Raw genomic sequence first — 20363 nt, forward strand, 5'->3', positions numbered from 1 at the left:
TAGCTTTATCGTCTTTTCTCTATAGTCTATTGTGTCTCACAGAAATCTACAATTTGAATCTATGAGACACGCCCTTTATTTACAAGTATTTCCTAGCTTTAAGAGGGTTTCTTACTGAGCTTTAGTAAACGTGCATTTGAGCCGTCTTCAATTACCCAAATTGAACCATCTTGTGCTTCATGTAACCCACGAATACGTTGCTTCATCTCTAGTCTTTGCACTTCTTTCACAGGCTTTTGCTCTAAATCCACCACAATAATTGCTTGAGAAGATAGCCCGCCAATTAAGGCTTTATTTTGCCATGCAGGAAATTGTTGACCGCGATAAATAATCATACTCGATGGAGAGATTACAGGGGTCCAATCAATTTCAGGCGCTTTAAATTCTGGGCGAGTGTGATGATCTGGAATAGGTTGACCTGAATAATGGTCTCCATTTGAAACGATTGGATAACCATAGTTTTCGCCTTTGGTAATAATATTAAGCTCATCACCGCCTTTAGGTCCCATTTCAACTACCCAGAGCTGTCCTTGGTGATCAAAAGCCATACCTAGGGGATTACGGTGTCCCAGTGACCATATTTCAGCAGTAACCCCACCTTGCTTATAAAATGGGTTACCTACAGCCGCTGAACCATCCTCATTTAAACGTAAGATTTTGCCCAAGTTACTTTTCATGTTTTGGGCAGGATCGAACTTTTGTCGCTCACCTGAACTGACCCAAAGCTTACCATCTGCACCAAAAAGCATGCGATGCCCATAATGGCCTTGCCCTGAAACTTTGGGCACTTGCTGCCAAATCTGCTTCACATCTATAAGTTTTGGCTGATGAGGATTAGATAAATCTAATTTAGCACGTGAAATCACTGCGCCAGAACCGCCCAGTCCTTTCATGGCATAGCTGAGGTAAACCCAGTGGTTCTTAGCAAAGTCTGGGTGTAAAACAACGTCTCCTAAGCCACCCTGTCCCCCATAGTTCACCGCTGGAACACCCTGCACATCCAACATTTGTTTATTTTTAGGATTAAAAATTTTTAATTTGCCCTGCCGTTCAGTCACTAATAAACGTTGATCAGGCAGACTGGTCACTGCCCACGGTTCATTGAAATGGGCAAAGGTTTCAGATTGATAAGTTTGTTTGGTTAAGGCGGGCTGCTCTGCTTTTGCAGACGTATTTTGTTCAAGATTTTTTGAATTAGTATTATTAGACCCACAGGCCATTAACAAAAAAAAGCTACTACATAATAAGGGGGCTACTAATCGTCTCATCATTCTTATCTCCTTTTGTTTTTATTGTTATATAACGGAGATGAGCAAAAAATTTACGATAAAAGTGTTGCTTTATTATACGCTGTAATTAAAACCTCTCTTTTAAGAGCGAATTAACGCACCCATCGCACAATATAATCTTCAAGCTCATCTTCATGGACATCAACCTCAGATAGACAACGTCCTGCAACTGATTTTTTCGCCTTAACTACGCTTTGTCTCGAACCCGTATTTAAATAGTGCCATGAAGGTAAATTTTTGCCTTCATTTAAACGCTTATATGCACAGCTTGATGGCAACCAGTGAATGGTCTTTAAAGACTCTACCGTTAACTGTAAACAGTCTGGCACTTGCTGCTGACGATTTGGATAATCCGAACAACGCCCTGTACTGCAATCAAGTAACTTACACGCCACTTTGGTATAAGCCACCTCATGGGTATCTTCATCTTCTAGCTTAACCAGACAGCACAAACCACACCCATCACACAAAGCTTCCCACTCAGCCTGAGTCAGTTGCTCAAGCGTGTAATTTTTCCAAAACAATGGACGAAGTGAGGTCTCGGTAGACATAGGTTTTTAATAGCTGAATAGTTGAAACAGTGTAGGAGTATAACATTGAAGTGGATGGTGCTAAAAAAAGAAGTCGTGTTTTTAGAATCACAAAATGATTGTTTAATATACATTTCAACCACATAAACGACACATTCGGTTCAAAAAACAAGCTTTATAGTTAAACAACAATGAAAAAATAAGGAGGACAGCATATGTTCCGTTGGGCAATAATTTTTGCAGTGATTGCACTCATTGCCAGTCTATTAGGGTTTGGTGGTGTTGCAGGGTTATCTAAAGACTTTGCCGTGATTTTATTAGTCATAGCTGTAATTCTCGCTGTTATTGGTTTCATTTCGCGAGGCAGAACCTAATCTAATCATTAGCACATAAAAAAGAAGGAACCGGTTTCCTTCTTTTTTATTGCCTGAGGTTTTCTATCTTTTCTTTTGATGTAGATTCTTACATAGTTATTTATATTAATTTTACCTTTTTATGCTTTAATCAAGCGTGTTTAAATCGAGTTAAATTTCAGGATTAATGTCATGAGTACAGCAATTAAAACCCGTGAAATTCAATATACTGCACCAGACGGCAGCCAATTAATTGGTTATTTTGCAGCTCCAGAGAGTGAAAAACCTGTACCAGGTATCATTATTGGTCCTGAGTGGTGGGGCCGTAATGAATATACTGAACAACGCGCACGCGAACTTGCTGAACACGGCTATGCCGCTCTTGCTATTGACATGTATGGCGATAAAAAAGTCACCTCAACTGCAGCTCAAGCCTATGAATGGATGATGCAGACATTTGAAGAATTAGACACAGTTACTGATCGTGCTAACGCAGCGCTACAAACGCTTGCTGATCAACCAGAAGTAAATAGCGATAAACTAGCCGCAATTGGCTTTTGCTATGGCGGTAAAGTTGTATTAGACCTTGCTCGCTCAGGTGCACCACTTAAAGCAGTCGTAACATTCCATGCGACATTAGCACCGAAGGCGCCTGCTCAAAAAGGTAACATTCAAGGTGAAGTTTTAGTTCTACATGGTGAACTAGACAGTATGGTCACCTTAGAAGATGTTGCTAATTTTGAAAAAGAAATGCAAGCTGCTGAGGTTAAACACGAAGTAGTGGTTTTAGAAGGTGCTAAACATGGCTTTAGTAACCCGCTTGCAGATGAAAAAGCTAAGGCGAACGGTGTAGATCTTGGCTACAGCAGCGAAGCGGAAAAACAAGGCCTTGCTAAAATGTACGGTTTGCTAGATCGTACTTTAAAATAAAAGAAGCAAATTTGGAGCAAATGACTTTTTCGCATTTGCTCCCTTAAATGTATATGACTTTGCAATATTTTTACTGTATTTTTTAAACCATACTTCAATAACTATACTCCCGTTGAGCTAGAGCAAAGCCTAGTCTTATTTCCCGCACTCGGGGTTTAATGGAATAACATGAGAGGATACAACAATGACTGACAAGAAATGTCCGTATTGCGAATTTGATGAATATGACATCATTGATAAAAATGAATTTGCTGTAATTTTGCCTGATTCTAATCCGTTATCTAAAGGCCACTGTGTAGTAACACCCCTACGCCACGTTCGTTCTTTTTTTGACATCACATCTAAAGAACACCAAGGGCTACTTACACTTCTTGAAATTGCTCGTCACGAAACACAGCTTCGCCATCAACCAGACGGATTCCATATCGGCTTCAATGATGGTGAAGTGTTCGGACAAAATTCAGATCATTTCCACATTCATGTCATTCCGTACTACAAAAACCAACCGTTGAAACTCGACCAACGTTGGGGCATACAAAAGGATTAATCCTTTTTTATACATGAAACAGAGATTACTCATTATCTGGTAATCTCTGTTTTAACATACTCTCGCTGTTCGCCTGCTTTAAACAAAATTTCATCTAAATTTCAGCTATAATTTAGCCCTTACTTCTCTTCTATAGCTGTTCATGCCTGAATTTTCTTTTTCTGATGCCCTCTTAAACTGGTTCGATCAACATGGTCGTCATGATTTGCCTTGGCAAGTTGCAGATGATCCGTACAAAGTCTGGGTTTCTGAAATTATGTTGCAGCAAACTCAGGTGAAAACGGTTCTGCAATATTTTGACCGCTTTATGGAACGCTTCCCAACAGTAGAAGCTTTAGGTCATGCAACTTGGGATGAAGTCGCTCCTTATTGGGCGGGTCTGGGCTATTACGCTCGTGCACGCAATTTGCATAAAGCTGCTGGCCTTGTCACTCAGCAAGGCAGGTTTCCTAAAACACTAGAAGAATGGATTGCACTACCCGGCATTGGTCCCTCTACCGCAGGTGCACTCATGTCTTTGGGTCTACGTCAGTACGGCGTCATTATGGATGGCAATGTGAAACGTGTCTTAGCTCGTTTCTTTGCCATTGAAGATGACTTAAGTAAACCACAGCACGAACGTGAAATGTGGAAACTCGCTGCAGAGCTTTGCCCGACACATCGTAATCATGATTACACTCAATCGATTATGGACCTTGGCGCAACCATCTGTACGCCTAAAAAACCGCTATGTTTATACTGTCCAATGCAAGCACATTGTCAGGCTTATCAGCAAGGTTTAGAGCAAGAATTACCTTTTAAGAAACCGAAAAAAACACCACCTGTTAAAACAGCAGATATTCTTATTATTCAGTGTGAAGATGAATGGTTCTGGCAACAACGCCAAGCCCATGGCCTATGGGGTGGTTTATTCTGTTTACCTATTTTAGAAAATGAACATGATCGACTGAGCTTAAGCCAGCAATTTAAACTACAGCCTCAACCACGAACCTTTCAGATCAGTCATAGCTTCACACACTTTACATGGTTACTTAATGCTCACACGTTCCACGTGGAACCTGATCAAAAAGAACATCTAGCCATTGAACTTGAAGGCCAATGGTTAAGTCCAGAACAAGCCATTGCCAGAGGGGTTCCAACCGCTATGAAAAAATTGATCTCGACAAGCCGTTCGTGACATAGTGAGTAAAATAATTTTGATATGGCTGTGACAGGGAGTATTTCGTGCGACGTTTTGTTTCTCACTTCTCACTTGGTTTTCTGATTATTCTATTGGCTGCCTGTGCCAGTGCACCTAAAAAACCTGCCCCACTTCCACCTGCTCAGGTCTTTAAACTTAAAAGTATGCAGCTTCCAAATCGACTACCTGTACCAGTAAAGGGTATCGATCGAGATGAATTAAAAGACACATGGGGTGCGGCTCGTAGTCAGGGGCGCAGTCACGAAGGAATTGATATTTTGGCTCCACGTGGAACCAAAGTGTACAGTGCAACCGAAGGGCTCGTTGCCGATCTTCGCAATAATAATCTCGGTGGCAAAGTCATCTGGATTTTAGGCCCGGCAGGGACATGGCATTATTATGCTCATCTTGATGGACACAAACGTGGCTTAAATGTAGGTGACTACGTCAAAAAGGGCGAACTAATTGGCTATGTCGGCAATACTGGCAATGCGCGTTATACTTCACCTCATCTTCATTATGGTCTTTACCTCAACGGTAAAGGACGTGGTGCAGTTAATCCTTATTCATATTTACGCTAGGAACATTTTATGTCGGAAGCGCTGATCAATCGCTTAGTAGAGTTTGCCGAGTCTGGTAACCAGCAAAAGATCATTTTAAATGGCAATAGCTATCAAGGCTGGATCATGGAAATCAGCGATGATGCCCTACTAATCAGTACTGGTTTTTCAGATAAAGTTGGTAAAGACTTTTGGCTAAAGTTTGAAGACTTAACTCAAGCTGAACTATATTATTGGGACACTCGCCCAAATGAATGGGTGTTATTCAAACTTTAAAATTCTAAGATAAATATAAGGAGCATCATCATGAAAACTCAACGCTGCGGATGGTGTTCCAATGATCCACTTTATATTGCCTATCATGATGAAGAATGGGGTAAACCAGAACACGACGAAGCTCGACTATTTGAAATGCTTTGTCTTGAAGGTCAACAAGCCGGCTTATCTTGGATTACCGTACTGAAAAAAAGAGAAAGCTATCGTCAGCACTTTTTTAATCACCCGATTGCAGAAATTGCTTCATTTACGGATGATTTTTTAGAATTAAAATTATCAGATGCAGGCTTAATTCGCCACTTAGGCAAACTCAAAGCCATTCGTGATAATGCAATTGCTTGGCAAGCGCTCAAAGCACAAGTTGGTGATGTTCCTAAATGGCTTTGGCAGTTTGTAGATGCAACGCCTCAACACAATGATGTTATAGATTACCGTCAGGCCCCTGCTCAAACCGAACTGAGCGTAAAGCTTTCTAAAACGCTTAAAAAGAATGGTTTCAAATTTGTCGGTCCAACCACCTGCTATGCTTTTATGCAGGCAGTAGGTATGGTCGATGATCATGAAAATAATTGTCAATTCAAGGCTTCATAACCCACCAGAACGGTTCAAATCCGCTTAAGGAGTTCCGATGAGCAATAATACGATTCAGGCTTATGCTGCAATGCAGGCAGGTGAAAAACTAGTTCCTTACCAATTCGATGCAGGTGAATTACAACCGCATCAGGTTGAGGTAAAAGTTGAATATTGTGGTTTATGTCATTCCGATATTGCTGTTCTTAACAACGAATGGCGCTCAACTATATACCCTGTGGTTGCGGGCCATGAAATTATTGGACGAATTGTTGCTTTGGGCTCAGAAGCCAAAGGTCTACAAATTGGGCAACGTGTTGGTATTGGCTGGACAGCTGAAAGTTGCCAAGCCTGTGATGAATGTATTGGTGGTCAGCAAGTACTTTGTACGGGCGAAAATGTCGCAACAATCGTGGGACATGCCGGTGGATTTGCCGATAAGGTCCGTGCAGGTTGGCAATGGGTTATTCCCCTCCCTGACGATTTAGACGCTGAAAGTGCAGGCCCTCTACTTTGCGGTGGAATTACTGTTTTTGATCCGTTACTCAAACACAAAATTCAGGCAACACATCACGTGGGTGTGATTGGTATTGGTGGCTTAGGTCATATAGCTATTAAGCTACTCAAAGCTTGGGGCTGTGAAATCACTGCTTTTAGTTCTAACCCAGATAAAACAGAAGAACTCAAAGCAATGGGAGCCGACCATGTGGTAAATAGCCGCGATACAGATGCAGTAAAAGCTCAAAAGGGTAAATTTGATTTATTGCTGAGTACTGTGAATGTGACCTTAAACTGGCGTGCTTTCATTTCTACGCTAGCACCAAACGGTTCTTTACACTTCTTGGGACTCACGCTGGAGCCTGTTCCTGTTTCTGTCGGCTCTCTCATTGATGGCGCTAAGTCAGTGACTGGTTCACCTACAGGCTCACCTGCTGCACTACGTCAGCTTTTAAAGTTTGCTGCACGTAAAAAAATCGCGCCTCAAATTGAGCTATTTCCAATGTCACAGCTCAATGAAGCCATTGAACGTCTACACTCAGGTCAGGCACGCTACCGTATTGTGCTTAAAGCAGACTTCGCAGAATAAAATTAACTTACCGTTTTCATCTGTTGTCGTGACCAGTCCGCCAAGTCTTTAATCGCTTGACGGACATCCGCTGTTAGCTCATGGCCTGCATTTAAACGAATAAAATGCCGATATCGTTCATCCTCACCAAAAACATGACCTGGAACTACAGTAATTCCATGTGATTTTGCAGTGTAATAGAGCGCCAAGCTATCTACAGTTTTAGGTAATTGCATCCATAATGCATAACCACCTTCTGGTTGGCTCAGCGCAATTGGAATACCTTCAAAGGCATTTAAAATACAACTACGGTACTCCTCGACTTGGCGCATTAAATTTGGTCGTAGTTGCTCTAAATGTTCTCTATAACCACGACTATAAATAAAATCAGCTAGAGCTAATTGTAGGGGTGTATTCACTCCAATATTACTAGCCAACAGCTCAAGCCTTAAATGCTGTAGCTTCACACTTAAACAGAACCACCCTACCCGATACGCACTCGACAATGACTTAGAAACTGATCCACACCAAATCACATAGCCTTCACGGTCCCAATAACGTATAGGTAATGGTCGCTCACCACTGTAACCACACTCCCCATAAATATCATCTTCAATAATAAAACACTGATACTTTGCAGCTAATTCGGCAATCTTTTGTTTTTCTGCATTACTTAAGCAATATCCCAAAGGGTTTTGATAGTTGGCTGTCATTAAGCAAACTTTAGCCAAACCTTGCTTCATAAATGATTCTAAGCGCTCAAGATCAATACCTCGATGATGTGCAGGAATTTCAATAATCTGCCGTTTTAAGCCTGCTAAAAGCTGTAATTGCCCATTAAAAGTAGGCGTCGGAATCAAAATACTATCCCCGACGTCTGTTAGATGTTGAATCACTAAAGACAAGGCTGGCATACAACCATTGGTAATAAAAATATCCTCTGCTGCGATAAAGATACCGTCTTCACGCCAGTGATCAGATAGTGCTTTTCTTAATTGCTCATGCCCTTGTTTATTACAGTAAAGAAAGTCTTGTGGCTGGCAATTTTTTAAAGACCTTTGAATAGAACGACGTAAACCTTCCACTGGAATGAAATGAGGCGTTAACTGAATCGAACCCAAAGGTACGAGATGGCTCTGTAATGCAGCTTCTTGAATTTGGTTATGCAGCTCTAGATTTGAGACTTGTCGAGGTAAAGACAAAAAATCTGGGCTATCAGGAATAGGACCAGATTGAGTGCGTGCGACCACAAAATAACCTGACTTCGGTTTTACATAAATGAGTCCCCTCGCCTCAAGCAATTCATAGCAACTTTTTGCTGTACTTAAACTAATGCCGTGCTGACGAGCAAAATCACGTAAAGAAATAAGCTTCTGATGAGGTTTAAGCTCATCTTGATAAATTCGATGTGCTAATTGATTGGCAAGAGTCTGATATTGGAAAGTCATTCTGTGCTGCTTTTTTAAAAATTTCTGTATCTGTACTGGTTTATAGAACACCTTTAGGCTATGGAAATCAACTTACAAAGTAGCAAGATCATGAAATTAAAAGCTATATTTTTATTTTCTATTTTTTTAGCAGGCTGCCAACCGCATCCAAAAGATGAGCAGTACCGACATGCGGTTTGTCAAAGTCTCATTGAAGGTTATTTAAAAATGACTAACCAACAAGACTATAAAATGGAGAAAAGCACTCATGACAAGACCAGTACGATTTCTCATTATCAATATAAACGTAATAACTCAAATGAAGTTGTGATGATGAACTCGGTTTATTCAAAATTGTACTTTAGCTGCCGAGAACAGCAAAAAAGTTATTTTCTGTCGCAACAAACATCACAAGGACAAGTTACTCTTCTTTTAGAAGTTCATTTTCCAAGTGATGTCTATGGTTCTTTTAGAGAGCGTTTTTAAAGCCATCTTTTAACCGTTCTGCCAAAAATTCAATGAATAAACGGATTCGTTTTGGTAGATGCTCTTGTTGATAATACACAGCATGGATGCTTTGATATTGATGTTCAATTTGGTCTTCAAATAAAGCAATTAATCGCCCTTCTTCAATATCTTTCCAAATTTCAAATTCCGATAGACGTGCAATACCATGTCCTCTAATCGTAAGTTGGCGTACTGTCTCTCCACTCGATGCTTTAATTTTTGATTGTGCAAAAAAATATTCATCGCCGACTTTAATCGGCCAACTATTGATATATGAAGGTCTAGTAAAACCAATTAAATCATGTTGTTCGAGTTGTTCAGGTTGTGTCGGTGTTCCCTTAATCGCTAAATAGTCAGGACTTGCCACAATATATAAACGACTTTTACATACTAATTTGGCATGAAGACTTGAATCATTAAGTTCCCCAAATCGAAATGCGACATCGGTTTTATGCTGCAAGAGATCAATCACCTGATCATTACTATTGAGTTCAATTTCAATATCAGGATAACACTCGCGGAACTTATGCATTAATGGTGCAATGACATGTAAAACGAATGGTGTGGCAGAATCAACACGAATAAGACCGGCAGTACCTTGATCAGACTTTTGTAATTCTTCTTCGGCCGCATTTAATTCATTTAAAATTTTACGAGCCTTTACCAGAAACTGTTGCCCTTCTTGGGTGAGTTTCAGTTTACGCGTAGTCCGCTCTAATAAAGTCACATCTAACTTCGCCTCTAAGCGTGTTAAAGATCGGCTAACCCCTGAAGGTGTTTGTTTTAGATGTTCTGCTGCCGCTACAAATGAACCTGTATCAACAATTGTGATAAAGGCAACCAATTCTTCAATTGTTGATTTCATGTCTTATTCCATTATTGACTAATGATCAAAGATATTTTGCTTATTCATCTATTTTTTCGCAACAATAAAAAAAGCAAAATGCACCTCAAGTTAAACAATTATTTAAATTCAGGTGAACACATGAATATCCCTCGTTTTGGTCTAGGAACTTTCCGTCTTAAAGAACAAGCGGTGATTGATTCTGTTAAAAATGCACTAGATGTAGGTTACCGTGCAATTGATACGGCTCAAATTTATGACAATGAAGCGGCGATTGGTCAAGCTATTGCCGAAAGCGGTGTATCACGTCAGGACTTATTTTTAACCACAAAAATCTGGGTAGATAATTTTGCTCAAGATAAGTTTATTCCGAGCTTAAAAGAGAGCTTGGAAAAGCTTCGTACTGACCATGTCGACCTCACTTTGATTCACTGGCCAGCCCCAGATTTAGGCGTTTCAATTCCTGAAATCATGCAACTGTTACTTGAAGCAAAACAACAAGGTCTTACTCAACAAATTGGTATTTCAAATTTCAATATTGAGCTTACCCAACAAGCGATTGACACAATTGGTGCAGAGCATATTGCAACCAACCAGATTGAGTTAAGTCCTTATCTTCAAAACCATAAACTTGTGAATTTCTTACAAGAGAAGAATATTGATGTCACTTCATATATGACGCTTGCGTACGGTAAAGTGCTTCAAGACCCTGTTTTAGCGGAGATTGCAGCAGCACATCAAGCAACGACAGCGCAAATTGCACTGGCATGGGCATTGCAACGTGGTTTTGCAGTTATTCCATCTTCGACTAAACGTGAAAACCTGATCAGTAATTTAAAAGCACAGGATATCGAGTTAACTTCAGCTGAAATGCAAATGATTGCTGAGCTCGACCGTAACAGTCGTGAAGTTAGCCCAGAGCCATGGGCACCAGTTTGGGACTAAACTCATGAACACTCAATCAAATACGGCGTTCTCGTTATTGGCATTGGCAATTGGTGCCTTTGCCATTGGCACTACTGAATTCTCACCAATGGGATTGCTGCCAAATATCGCTCATGATTTAGGGATTTCAATTCCAACGGCCGGAATGTTAATTACAGGTTATGCACTTGGCGTCATGCTCGGTGCACCTTTCATGACCCTCTGGTTTGGTGGTTTTGCACGACGTAATGCGCTTATTTTCCTTATGGCGATCTTTACGATAGGTAACCTGATCGCAGCATTTTCACCAAGCTATATGAGCTTATTAGGTGCGCGTCTCATCACAAGCCTGAATCATGGTGCTTTTTTCGGGATTGGCTCTGTTGTGGCAGCAAGCATTGTGCCCGCCCATAAACAAGCTAGCGCTGTAGCCACCATGTTTATGGGCTTAACCATTGCCAATATTGGGGGTGTACCTTTGGCAACATGGGTTGGGCAAAACATTGGCTGGCGTATGTCTTTCCTTGCGATTTCCTTGCTTGGTGTGATTACGATGCTCGCTTTATGGAAAGCCCTGCCATCAGGCATGGTTGCCCAAAAGCCAAATGTGAAAGCCGAGTTGAAGGTGTTAACGCGTACCCCTGTGGTCCTTGCGCTACTCACCACTGTACTCGGTGCAGGTGCAATGTTTACGCTTTATACCTATATTGCGCCAAGCTTGACTGAGTTTACCCATGCTTCACCGACCTTCATTACGTTCATGTTGGTGTTGATTGGTGTAGGTTTCTCGATTGGTAACCATTTAGGCGGTCGCTTTGCAGACTTATCCATCAACAAAACTTTGATTGGTTTCTTGGTTCTGTTGATTATCATGATGGTGACTTTCCCCATCCTTGCACAAAGCCAGATTGGAGCAGCTATTGCATTAGTCATCTGGGGTGCAGCAACCTTTGCTTTAGTACCACCTTTGCAAATGCGTGTCATGTCAGTCGCTCATGAAGCACCTGGACTTGCATCTTCAGTAAATATCGGTGCATTTAACTTAGGTAATGCAGTCGGTGCCGCAGCAGGAGCATTAGTACTCGATTTAGATTGGGGCTATAGCGCAGTATCATTTGCTGGTGCATTGTTGGCTGGGTTAGGTTTGTTATTGGTTTTATTCCAAATCAAACGCGAAAGTAGCCCTGTCCAAACATTACAACAGTGTTCAGATTAATAAAAAAAGCGCCTGAATCAGGCGCTTTTTTTTAAGCTATTTATTTTAAAATTTCTGGTAATTTCGGGTGTTCATAAATCGGGCTCATCACTTCCCGCTTCATTTTCAGCAGCATCTGGTAAGGCTGTTGTTGAACAAACATATTCACAAAGCTCAATGGAATTGAACCAGCAGGATCTGCATAACCACTTGTGGTTACTTTCACCTTATTATTTGCAAGTTTCTGGAACGTCCAATCCCCTTCATAACGAGTTAAGCGTACAACATCGGGCTGTATCGGATAGTTTCCGCTAATTGCTGTATTTTTAATTGTCACAACGCCATTTGTGGCTTTGCTCATTTTTCCTTTTACAACCACATCACGATCTTTTAAAGGAAATGGAAAATCTAACACCATGTAGAGTGTGAATTCACCTTTTTTCTCATCTTGAGACAACATCTCAACTTTGCCCATATAAGGCACCCACTGATCGGCACGATTTACATCTAAAATCACAGCGACAGCGCGTTCAAGTGGCACATCAAAAGTCGTTTCTGCTTTATATTGAAAGACTGGATTATCTGTCTTTTGATACGTCCAGACTTTAATATTATTGCGGTCTAAGCTGAGTTTAGCTTTTTCTGTAGAAGCAGCCCCCGTCCAGAGGCTGCTCAAGCAAAGAAGAGTGGTCAAGGCAATTTGTTTTTTATTCATGTTCTGCTCTATCTTGTTTTTCTCGCTACACATGGAATGCGTACAGGGTTTTAAACCTGTACGTCGTTCAATCCTAAAACATCTTTCATGTCATATTTACGTGCTTCACGGCCCACAACCCATGCAGCAGCTCGCACTGCACCAGCAGCAAAGTTCATACGGTTCGTTGCTTTGTGAGTCACTTCAACGCGCTCACCTTCACCAATGAACATAACCGTGTGTTCGCCAACAATATCACCACCACGAATAGTTTCAAAACCAATCGTTTGACGATCACGTGGGCCCGTATGCCCTTCACGGCCATATACAGCAACTTCTTTTAGGTTACGGCCTAAAGTATCTGCAATCGCTTCACCCATCATTAACGCTGTACCTGACGGCGCATCTACTTTATGACGGTGATGAGCTTCAATCACTTCAATATCTACTGTATCTCCAAATACTTTTGCTGCAAGCTCAAGTAACTTGATTGATACATTTACACCCACAGAATAGTTCGCAGCGTAAACCACAGGTGTATGAGTAGCAACTTCGTCTAACTCAGCTTTTTGCTCATCTGACATACCTGTTGTACCAATAACCATGGCAACCCCAGCTTCACGGCAAAGCTTTAAGTGCTGAGCAGTTGCAACTGGTGCGGTAAAATCAATGATTACATCGCAGTCTTTCAAAACATCTGCCAAGTTTCCTGAAACCTTTACACCCACTGAACCAATACCAGCAAGCTCACCTGCATCAGTGCCCACCAAACTACTTTCCGGACGCTCTACTGCAGCAGCTAATTGATAACCTGCCTGTTGAACTGCTTGAATAAGCGTACGGCCCATACGACCGCCTGCACCTAAAATACCAATGCGTGGAGCTGCTGACATAATCCTTCTCAATCTTCTGTTTTACGTAATTTGTCTACTATATCAAAACTCTTTGCTCCCGATAAAAAGTAAAAATTATTTTTTGAGATGAACTGAAATTTAATCTGTTTTCACAAAAGTTAAAGAATTGATCTGCACACTACGGGCCACGAATGAAAAAAAGATGACTATAAGGAGTTCAGCATGCATTCGAGAATTATTGGCTTTACAGTGATGATGGGGATAATGAGTTCAATGGCATTTGCAGAGCCAGCAATCCAGCCAGGAGACACATTAGAAAGCTTATCTAAAGCACGTATTACAACTAACGTAACTACTCAAACAGCAATACCTACAGCTCAAACTATAGCAACTGATGCTAACACTGACGTTAAAGTTGAAGATATTGACCCGATTATTAGAGAAACAACAGCAGAATAAAAATAATAAGATAGATCAGCGCAATAAAAAGGCGGATATTTTATCAATATCCGCCTTCTTTTTAATTTTTTGTCTAATCAAGCATTAATCGAACAAACGATCAAAGAATGATTTTTTCTTCGGTGAAGAAGCACTGTCTTCGCCATCAAAAGAAGCTTGTAACTCTTTAAGTAATTCACGTTGACGAGAATTTAGGTTGACTGGAGTCTCGACCACAATACGGCAGAGTAAATCACCCACCATGCTGCTACGTACTGGACGAACGCCTTTGCCACGTAAGCGGAATAATTTACCTGTTTGAGTTCCCTCAGGAATTTTCAGGCTAACACGGCCTTCCAGAGTTGGAATTTCAATTTCTTTACCAAGTGCAGCATCAGCAATGCTTACTGGTACGTCCATATAAAGATCTGCACCGTCACGTTGGAAAATTTCGTGTTCACGAACTACAACTTCAACGTACAAGTCACCTGATTGGCCATCACGAATTGCTTCGCCTTTACCACTCAAACGAACGCGGTCACCATTATCTACACCCGCTGGAATGGTAACTTCCAACGTTTGTTGACGGTCAGCCACACCTGAACCATGACATGCCTGACAAGGGTTTTTAATAATTTTACCTTGACCACGACAAGTACCACATGTTTGTTGTACAGAGAAGAAACCTTGCTGCATACGTACTTGTCCTGAACCATGACAAGTTTTACAGGTTTCAACATCTTTTGGATTTTTAGAACCTTTACCATCACACACATCACATGGTGCAGGAGCAGTAAAGGTAATGGTTTTTTTCACCCCTTTTACAGCTTCTTCAAGGGTAAGTTCCATGACATAGCGTAGATCTGATCCGCGACGTTGACGTTGTTGACGTCCGCCACCACCGAATGCACCACCGAAGATATCACCGAACTGGCTAAAAATATCTTCTGCACTAAATCCGCCGAAGCCGCCACCGCCGCCGCCAAAGCCGCCTTCGAACGCATTATGACCCATGCGATCGTACATGCTACGCTTTTCACTGTCCGATAAAATTTCATAAGCTTCAGCAGCTTCTTTAAATTTCTCTTCAGCTTCGGCATTGTCAGGGTTTCTATCAGGATGATATTTCATCGCCAATTTACGGTAGGCTTTTTTGATCTCATCATCACTTGCGGTTTTTGAAACGCCTAAAACCTCATAATAATCACGTTTAGCCATTTTTGGCGGTGCTCCTCACGGAATTTTATCAATACTCTATTGCCGACTAAATGGGGGACTTTAGCCGAATTTACAAGGGGAAAATGTTCAAAAAATAGATATATTAAAAAACTGCCTTATTTTTTAAATATTTAGACAAGCCTTTTAACCATGCATTTAATAAAAATAACCACGCGATAGCGCTAAAAACTACACCAGCAACTGTAGAGGCTGTGACCCAAAGATTGCTGTCCCATGCAAAGAAGAAGAGCGGAATAAACCAGACCACAGCAAAAATTGCCATACAAAGAAATAGAATCCCGTTGCGCATAATCCATAGTGCATGCGCATGTATCCAAACTTCAGCATTATCTACCACTGCTACTTTACGAGCGACCAAATAAGCAAAGGCCGCAAAAATAACCGTAAACAATGCAAGAAACATGAACGCATAAGAAATTACTATATAACGGCGATGCTGTTCGATATGGTCTTGCCCCATCTGTATTTCACCTCAATTCACTGCATTTTGCCTATTTTTTATGCAGTGAAATATTCCTGTATTTTTTGTGTAAAGACAGGTGCTACTATATTGGAGTTTTCAATATTTCGCACCTTTATTCACAAAAAATTTATGTATTTTATGCGGTTTTTTTCACCTTAAACCACGCTGCATACAGTGCAGGTAGGAAAAATAATGTCAGTAAGGTGGCAACAATCAAGCCGCCCATGATCGCAACTGCCATCGGACCAAAGAAAATACTCCGTGAAAGTGGAATCATGGCCAGAACAGCAGCTAAAGCAGTCAAAATAATTGGACGGAATCGACGCACTGTCGCTTCAATAATCGCTTCCCAAGTTGGATGTCCTGCTTGCCTATCTTGTTCAATTTGATCAATCAAAATAAGCGAGTTACGCATGATCATGCCAGAGAGTGCAATTGTGCCCAACATGGCCACAAAGCCAAATGGTTTGTTAAATAACAGTAAAAATAAAACTACACCAATTAAACCCAATGGAGCTGTTAACAACACGATGGTCGCGCGAGATAAGCTTTTGAGCTGAATCATAAGTAATGTCATGACCACAGCCAAGAAGAGCGGCATACCCGCATTAACCGAATTTTGCCCACGTGCAGACTCTTCTACGGTTCCACCCACTTCAATGAGATAGCCACTTGGCAATTCAGCGCGTAACTTATCCATTGATTCAGCTAACTCACCAACCACTGTAGCGGGCTGTAGTTGAGTTCGGATATCTGCGCGAACTGTAATAGTCGGTAAACGGTTACGATGCCAGATCAAACCATCTTCAAACTTATACTCAATTTTTGCAATTTGAGCTAAAGGTACTGTCGTTCCATTGTTCGTAGGTACAGCTAAGCTTGCCAATGAAGCCACTTCAACACGTTCTGCCTGGTCTCCGCGTAAACGGATTTCAATGAGTTCACGCTTTTCACGATATTGCTCAATCGCACTACCCGTAATTGATGCATTAATGAAGTTCGCTAAATCCAGACTCGATACGCCCATTTGTCGAGCACGGTCTTGGTCAATCTGAATGGAAATGATCTTACTTGGCTCACCCCAATCTAAGTGTACATTAGTGGTATTCGGGTTTTCACTCATCACCTTAGCGACCTGCTGCGCCTCTTTACGCACCAGATTCAAATCTTCCCCTGAAACACGATATTGCAATGGATAACCAACAGGTGGGCCATTTTCCAGTAATGACACGCGAGTACGAACTTGCGGAAGTAATTGCTTAATTTGTGTGTCTAACGAACGTCGAATTTCATCACGATCATCAAGCGATGAAGCAAGTACAACAAACTGTGCAAAGCTGGCTTGCGGTAATTGCTGGTCTAACGGTAAATAAAAACGTGGTGAACCTGTACCGACATACGCCACATAGTTATCAATCCCTTTTTGTTGAGACAGGAAGTTTTCAACTTTTTTTACAGCTTGTTCTGTTGCTGTTAAAGAAGCACCTTCTTCAAGTTTTAAATCGACCAGAATTTCGGCACGGTTCGAAGGTGGGAAAAACTGTTGCGGAACCAGTTTAAACATCAGCACAGATAGCACAAAAATACCCACCGTAGTCGCAATTACAGTTTTACGGTAGGTCACACAAAACTCGACCATCTTTCTAAAACGTAAATAGAAACTAGATTGATAAGGATCGTAGTGATGTTCCTGAGAAATGGCCACAGTTTGCGGTTGCGGCTTTTTAGTTAATCTTGCCCATAAGCGAACATACCAAGGTGCCTGATGGCCTGTTTTGGTAAAATCAGGTAATAGCTTTTCACCTAAATAAGGTACAAATAAAACCGCTGCCACCCAAGAGACCAATAAGGCAATCGTTACTACCTGAAAGATAGAGCGAGTGTATTCACCTGTACCAGATTGAGCTGTCGCAATAGGTAAAAAACCCGCCGCAGTAATCAGTGTTCCGGTGAGCATTGGAAATGCTGTGGTTTTCCATGCAAATCCGGCAGCTTTTATTCGGCTATAGCCCTGCTCCATCTTAATAGCCATCATCTCGACAGCAATAATGGCATCATCGACTAATAGACCCAGCGCTAGAATTAAGGCACCCAGTGAAATCTTATGCAGTCCGACATCGAATAGATTCATACCCGCAAAGGTCATTGCTAAAACTAAAGGAATAGAAAAAGCGACAACCAGTCCCGTACGGAATCCTAAAGAGAAAAAACTCACTAATAAGACAATAATGACTGCTTCAGCGAGTACCTTCACAAACTCATGAATACTACGTTGTACTGCTACAGGTTGGTCGGAAACTTTTTGCAGTTTCATACCTAGAGGTAGGGTCTTTTGTAGTTGGGCAAACTCTGTTTCCAGATTTTTACCTAAGGCAATAATGTCACCGCCCTTACGCATGGATAGGGCAATACCAATACCATTTTCACCCATAAAACGCATACGTGGTTGAGCAGGTTGGCTAAAACCACGATAGACATCCGCAACGTCACCGAGTTGAATGGTTTTATCGCCAACCAATAAAGGTGTTTTTTTAATTTCCTCAATGTCTTGTAAATGACCGCTTACTCTAATTTGAATACGGTCTGTGCCCGTTTCAAAAAAGCCAGCACTTGCCATACTATTTTGCTTTTGTAAGGCTTCTTGAATTGCTGTAACCGGAATTCCAAGCTGTACCGCTTTAGTGTTAGAAATCTCAATCCAGATTTTTTGATCTTGTAGGCCAATCAATTCGACCTTACTCACATCCTTGACTCTTTGAAGCTGTAATTGCAAACGATCTGCGTATTCTTTTAAAAGCGCATAGTCAAAGTCTTTGCCTGTTAGAACATAAATATTACCGAAAGTGTCTCCAAATTCGTCATTGAAAAATGGACCTTGTACACCATTTGGTAATTCATGGCGAATGTCATTCACCTTCTTACGAACGTTGTACCAAACATCAGGAATCTTGTCAGAAGTCAGTGAATCCTTGGCAACGAATGTGACCATTGACTCACCCGGACGGGAGTAAGCCATAATCTTGTCATACTGCCCTGTTGTCATGAGTTCCTTTTCGATACGGTCAGTCACCAGCGTTGAAACTTCTTTCGCAGTTGCCCCCGGCCAGTAGGTTTGTACAACCATGACTTTAAAGGTAAATGGCGGGTCTTCACTTTGTGAGAGTTTTGAATAAGAGATCGCACCGATAATGCCAAGCAAGAGCATAAAATAAAGGACCAGACCTTTATTTTTTAATGCCCATTCCGAGAGATTGAATTTCATGGCTGTTTCACTCCCTGAATTTTCACCGCACGGTTTTCACGGTCAATCGGGTGAATCTTTTGTTTATCACGTAGCAAATGTACGCCGCCAATCACAACCCAATCATTTGGAGCTAAACCAGATATAACAGGTACGCTATCTTTGCCATATGCACCAATCGTTACAGGTACTTTACGTAAAGTTTGATTTGTATTAACCACCCACACATAAGGCTGGTTATCTGTTGCTGAAACACTCGAAAGTGGTACGCTCATCACGTTGGTTTGAGTCGAACTAAAAAATACGCGTGCACTTTGTCCAAGCTGAATAGCAGACTGGCCTTCTTTAAGTGCTACCTTCACTGTAAAAGTACGGGACTGGTCCGCTGCGGGAGAAACTTCGCGAACATATCCGGCAAATTTTTCATTCGGTTTAGACCACAAGGTAATCCAAGCAGATTGGCCAACTTTAATCTCGCTAACCGCTTGTTCTGGTACACCAATGACAACTTCACGTTCACCATCAATAGCAAGTTGATAAGCAGCTTGGCCTGCTGCCACCACTTGTCCAATTTCTATGTTTCGCGCCGTAATAACACCATTTTTGTTAGAAACGAGTTGGTTATAACCTGTCTGGTTGGCAGACACTTCGTAGTTAGAACGAGCTTGCTGTAAGGCTGCTTGTGCCGCGTCATATTGATTTTTTACAGTGTCATATTGCGAACGGCTTACAGCATTAATCGGGAGTAATTGCTGAAAGCGTTTAAGTTCATCTGCTGCCGTTTTTGCTGAAGCCTGTGCATTGTCTAGCTGAGCTTTAGCAGCATTTAATTGTAGCTGAGCATCTGCCACATCAAGCTTTGCTAATACTTGTCCTACTTTAACCCGGTCGCCTACATCCACATAACGAGCCGTGACTTGTCCACCTACCCGAAATGCCAAAGCCGTTTGTTGTCTCGCTTGAACATCCCCTGCATAGCTTTTTTGTTCATTAAGTGTGGTTAAGGGCTGTGCCACCATCACATAAGGTATTTCTTCTGTTTTTGGAGTTTCTTTACTACACCCCATTAATGTGACCATACAAACAATCACCATACTCATGATGAGAGGTTTTAACACATTCATATCTTATCGCTCTTATTCAAACTGATTTTTTAAGGCACAATATGCTTGCATCATAGTTCGTTTATTTTTTAATTAATATACCCATTGGTACATTAATTAAAAAAAACATGTA

General features: G+C 41.3%; 21 protein-coding genes and 1 pseudogene. 12 read left to right on the plus strand and 10 right to left on the minus strand.

Annotation, left to right across the window (positions count from 1 at the left end):
* Window positions 1-98: 98 nt before the first annotated feature.
* On the minus strand, window positions 99-1271 hold the full coding sequence (locus tag POD11_RS11410; protein WP_262457233.1) for a PQQ-dependent sugar dehydrogenase: 1173 nt from the start codon (window positions 1269-1271) through the stop codon (window positions 99-101).
* Window positions 1272-1381: 110 nt separating this feature from the next.
* Complete coding sequence (locus POD11_RS11415) at window positions 1382-1840, minus strand: YcgN family cysteine cluster protein (RefSeq protein ID WP_262457234.1); 459 nt, start codon at window positions 1838-1840, stop codon at window positions 1382-1384.
* Between the two features lie 194 nt (window positions 1841-2034).
* On the opposite strand from POD11_RS11415, the gene POD11_RS11420 reads away from it, so the two are divergent.
* The 8 genes from POD11_RS11420 to ahr all read left to right on the plus strand — a co-directional run bounded on the left by POD11_RS11420 (window position 2035) and on the right by ahr (window position 7322).
* The gene (locus POD11_RS11420) at window positions 2035-2193 is read left to right on the plus strand and encodes a DUF1328 domain-containing protein (RefSeq protein ID WP_000490267.1); all 159 of its coding nucleotides are present in this window, start codon (window positions 2035-2037) and stop codon (window positions 2191-2193) included.
* A 171-nt stretch (window positions 2194-2364) separates the two neighbouring features.
* A complete protein-coding gene (locus POD11_RS11425; protein WP_262457235.1) occupies window positions 2365-3102 on the plus strand; it encodes a dienelactone hydrolase family protein in 738 nt (245 codons plus the stop codon).
* A gap of 184 nt (window positions 3103-3286) precedes the next feature.
* Window positions 3287-3649 (plus strand): HIT family protein, encoded by a 363-nt coding sequence (locus POD11_RS11430; RefSeq protein WP_016142671.1) that lies wholly within the window; start codon window positions 3287-3289, stop codon window positions 3647-3649.
* Window positions 3650-3791: 142 nt separating this feature from the next.
* Window positions 3792-4826, plus strand: coding sequence for an A/G-specific adenine glycosylase (gene mutY, locus POD11_RS11435; RefSeq protein ID WP_262457236.1), 1035 nt, complete (start codon window positions 3792-3794; stop codon window positions 4824-4826).
* A gap of 47 nt (window positions 4827-4873) precedes the next feature.
* The gene (locus tag POD11_RS11440) at window positions 4874-5410 is read left to right on the plus strand and encodes a M23 family metallopeptidase (RefSeq protein ID WP_016142669.1); all 537 of its coding nucleotides are present in this window, start codon (window positions 4874-4876) and stop codon (window positions 5408-5410) included.
* A 9-nt stretch (window positions 5411-5419) separates the two neighbouring features.
* Window positions 5420-5665, plus strand: coding sequence for a hypothetical protein (locus POD11_RS11445; protein WP_001287364.1), 246 nt, complete (start codon window positions 5420-5422; stop codon window positions 5663-5665).
* A gap of 30 nt (window positions 5666-5695) precedes the next feature.
* Complete coding sequence (locus tag POD11_RS11450) at window positions 5696-6256, plus strand: DNA-3-methyladenine glycosylase I (protein ID WP_239968714.1); 561 nt, start codon at window positions 5696-5698, stop codon at window positions 6254-6256.
* 37 nt (window positions 6257-6293) lie between these two features.
* Entirely contained in the window at window positions 6294-7322 is a 1029-nt protein-coding gene (ahr, locus tag POD11_RS11455; RefSeq protein WP_262457237.1) for an NADPH-dependent aldehyde reductase Ahr, read from the plus strand.
* Window positions 7323-7324: 2 nt separating this feature from the next.
* On the opposite strand, the gene POD11_RS11460 is transcribed toward ahr, so the two are convergent.
* Complete coding sequence (locus POD11_RS11460; protein WP_224992233.1) at window positions 7325-8749, minus strand: aminotransferase-like domain-containing protein; 1425 nt, start codon at window positions 8747-8749, stop codon at window positions 7325-7327.
* A gap of 90 nt (window positions 8750-8839) precedes the next feature.
* Between POD11_RS11460 and POD11_RS11470 the strand changes: the two genes are divergently transcribed.
* Window positions 8840-9214 (plus strand): hypothetical protein, encoded by a 375-nt coding sequence (locus POD11_RS11470; RefSeq protein ID WP_224992235.1) that lies wholly within the window; start codon window positions 8840-8842, stop codon window positions 9212-9214.
* Here the strand turns inward: POD11_RS11470 and POD11_RS11475 are convergent.
* Window positions 9198-10100 (minus strand): LysR family transcriptional regulator, encoded by a 903-nt coding sequence (locus POD11_RS11475; protein ID WP_016142664.1) that lies wholly within the window; start codon window positions 10098-10100, stop codon window positions 9198-9200. The two genes, POD11_RS11470 and POD11_RS11475, sit on opposite strands and share 17 nt — an antisense overlap.
* A gap of 120 nt (window positions 10101-10220) precedes the next feature.
* Between POD11_RS11475 and dkgB the strand changes: the two genes are divergently transcribed.
* A complete protein-coding gene (dkgB, locus tag POD11_RS11480) occupies window positions 10221-11024 on the plus strand; it encodes a 2,5-didehydrogluconate reductase DkgB (protein WP_224992236.1) in 804 nt (267 codons plus the stop codon).
* A 4-nt stretch (window positions 11025-11028) separates the two neighbouring features.
* Window positions 11029-12219 carry an MFS transporter gene (locus POD11_RS11485; RefSeq protein WP_262457238.1) on the plus strand — a complete coding sequence of 397 codons (1191 nt, stop codon included), beginning with the start codon at window positions 11029-11031 and terminating at the stop codon, window positions 12217-12219.
* 40 nt (window positions 12220-12259) lie between these two features.
* Here the strand turns inward: POD11_RS11485 and POD11_RS11490 are convergent, their stop codons facing one another.
* Both POD11_RS11490 and dapB read right to left on the minus strand, forming a co-directional pair.
* Entirely contained in the window at window positions 12260-12913 is a 654-nt protein-coding gene (locus POD11_RS11490; RefSeq protein WP_262457239.1) for an START domain-containing protein, read from the minus strand.
* Window positions 12914-12963: 50 nt separating this feature from the next.
* Window positions 12964-13785, minus strand: a complete 822-nt coding sequence (gene dapB, locus POD11_RS11495) for a 4-hydroxy-tetrahydrodipicolinate reductase (RefSeq protein WP_239968722.1) — start codon at window positions 13783-13785, stop codon at window positions 12964-12966.
* A gap of 183 nt (window positions 13786-13968) precedes the next feature.
* Between dapB and POD11_RS11500 the strand changes: the two are divergent.
* Window positions 13969-14202 (plus strand): annotated as a pseudogene (locus POD11_RS11500) (hypothetical protein); the annotation flags it as partial.
* Window positions 14203-14289: 87 nt separating this feature from the next.
* Here the strand turns inward: POD11_RS11500 and dnaJ are convergent.
* The 4 genes from dnaJ to POD11_RS11520 form a co-directional block, all read right to left on the minus strand.
* Window positions 14290-15402, minus strand: coding sequence for a molecular chaperone DnaJ (gene dnaJ / locus POD11_RS11505; RefSeq protein ID WP_239968724.1), 1113 nt, complete (start codon window positions 15400-15402; stop codon window positions 14290-14292).
* A 103-nt stretch (window positions 15403-15505) separates the two neighbouring features.
* Entirely contained in the window at window positions 15506-15883 is a 378-nt protein-coding gene (locus tag POD11_RS11510; RefSeq protein WP_004790237.1) for a hypothetical protein, read from the minus strand.
* Window positions 15884-16022: 139 nt separating this feature from the next.
* Entirely contained in the window at window positions 16023-19148 is a 3126-nt protein-coding gene (locus POD11_RS11515; RefSeq protein ID WP_262457240.1) for an efflux RND transporter permease subunit, read from the minus strand.
* Window positions 19145-20251, minus strand: coding sequence for an efflux RND transporter periplasmic adaptor subunit (locus POD11_RS11520; protein ID WP_262457241.1), 1107 nt, complete (start codon window positions 20249-20251; stop codon window positions 19145-19147). The genes POD11_RS11515 and POD11_RS11520 overlap by 4 nt, the downstream gene beginning before the upstream one ends.
* Between the last annotated feature and the right edge of the window lie 112 nt (window positions 20252-20363).

This window comes from Acinetobacter sp. P1(2023), from assembly GCF_028367635.1.
GTDB lineage: Bacteria > Pseudomonadota > Gammaproteobacteria > Pseudomonadales > Moraxellaceae > Acinetobacter > Acinetobacter pittii_E.

What these genes read in the sequence shown, in the direction of transcription:
- POD11_RS11475 (WP_016142664.1), bottom strand. Translation starts at nt 10,100, where the DNA reads ATGAAATCAACAATTGAAGAATTGGTTGCCTTTATCACAATTGTTGAT.
- POD11_RS11445 (WP_001287364.1), top strand. Translation starts at nt 5,420, where the DNA reads ATGTCGGAAGCGCTGATCAATCGCTTAGTAGAGTTTGCCGAGTCTGGT.
- POD11_RS11510 (WP_004790237.1), bottom strand. Translation starts at nt 15,883, where the DNA reads ATGGGGCAAGACCATATCGAACAGCATCGCCGTTATATAGTAATTTCT.
- POD11_RS11415 (WP_262457234.1), bottom strand. Translation starts at nt 1,840, where the DNA reads ATGTCTACCGAGACCTCACTTCGTCCATTGTTTTGGAAAAATTACACG.
- POD11_RS11460 (WP_224992233.1), bottom strand. Translation starts at nt 8,749, where the DNA reads ATGACTTTCCAATATCAGACTCTTGCCAATCAATTAGCACATCGAATT.
- POD11_RS11485 (WP_262457238.1), top strand. Translation starts at nt 11,029, where the DNA reads ATGAACACTCAATCAAATACGGCGTTCTCGTTATTGGCATTGGCAATT.
- dkgB (WP_224992236.1), top strand. Translation starts at nt 10,221, where the DNA reads ATGAATATCCCTCGTTTTGGTCTAGGAACTTTCCGTCTTAAAGAACAA.
- POD11_RS11515 (WP_262457240.1), bottom strand. Translation starts at nt 19,148, where the DNA reads ATGAAATTCAATCTCTCGGAATGGGCATTAAAAAATAAAGGTCTGGTC.
- POD11_RS11430 (WP_016142671.1), top strand. Translation starts at nt 3,287, where the DNA reads ATGACTGACAAGAAATGTCCGTATTGCGAATTTGATGAATATGACATC.
- dapB (WP_239968722.1), bottom strand. Translation starts at nt 13,785, where the DNA reads ATGTCAGCAGCTCCACGCATTGGTATTTTAGGTGCAGGCGGTCGTATG.
- mutY (WP_262457236.1), top strand. Translation starts at nt 3,792, where the DNA reads ATGCCTGAATTTTCTTTTTCTGATGCCCTCTTAAACTGGTTCGATCAA.
- ahr (WP_262457237.1), top strand. Translation starts at nt 6,294, where the DNA reads ATGAGCAATAATACGATTCAGGCTTATGCTGCAATGCAGGCAGGTGAA.
- POD11_RS11470 (WP_224992235.1), top strand. Translation starts at nt 8,840, where the DNA reads ATGAAATTAAAAGCTATATTTTTATTTTCTATTTTTTTAGCAGGCTGC.
- POD11_RS11425 (WP_262457235.1), top strand. Translation starts at nt 2,365, where the DNA reads ATGAGTACAGCAATTAAAACCCGTGAAATTCAATATACTGCACCAGAC.
- POD11_RS11410 (WP_262457233.1), bottom strand. Translation starts at nt 1,271, where the DNA reads ATGATGAGACGATTAGTAGCCCCCTTATTATGTAGTAGCTTTTTTTTG.
- POD11_RS11420 (WP_000490267.1), top strand. Translation starts at nt 2,035, where the DNA reads ATGTTCCGTTGGGCAATAATTTTTGCAGTGATTGCACTCATTGCCAGT.
- POD11_RS11490 (WP_262457239.1), bottom strand. Translation starts at nt 12,913, where the DNA reads ATGAATAAAAAACAAATTGCCTTGACCACTCTTCTTTGCTTGAGCAGC.
- POD11_RS11450 (WP_239968714.1), top strand. Translation starts at nt 5,696, where the DNA reads ATGAAAACTCAACGCTGCGGATGGTGTTCCAATGATCCACTTTATATT.
- POD11_RS11520 (WP_262457241.1), bottom strand. Translation starts at nt 20,251, where the DNA reads ATGAATGTGTTAAAACCTCTCATCATGAGTATGGTGATTGTTTGTATG.
- dnaJ (WP_239968724.1), bottom strand. Translation starts at nt 15,402, where the DNA reads ATGGCTAAACGTGATTATTATGAGGTTTTAGGCGTTTCAAAAACCGCA.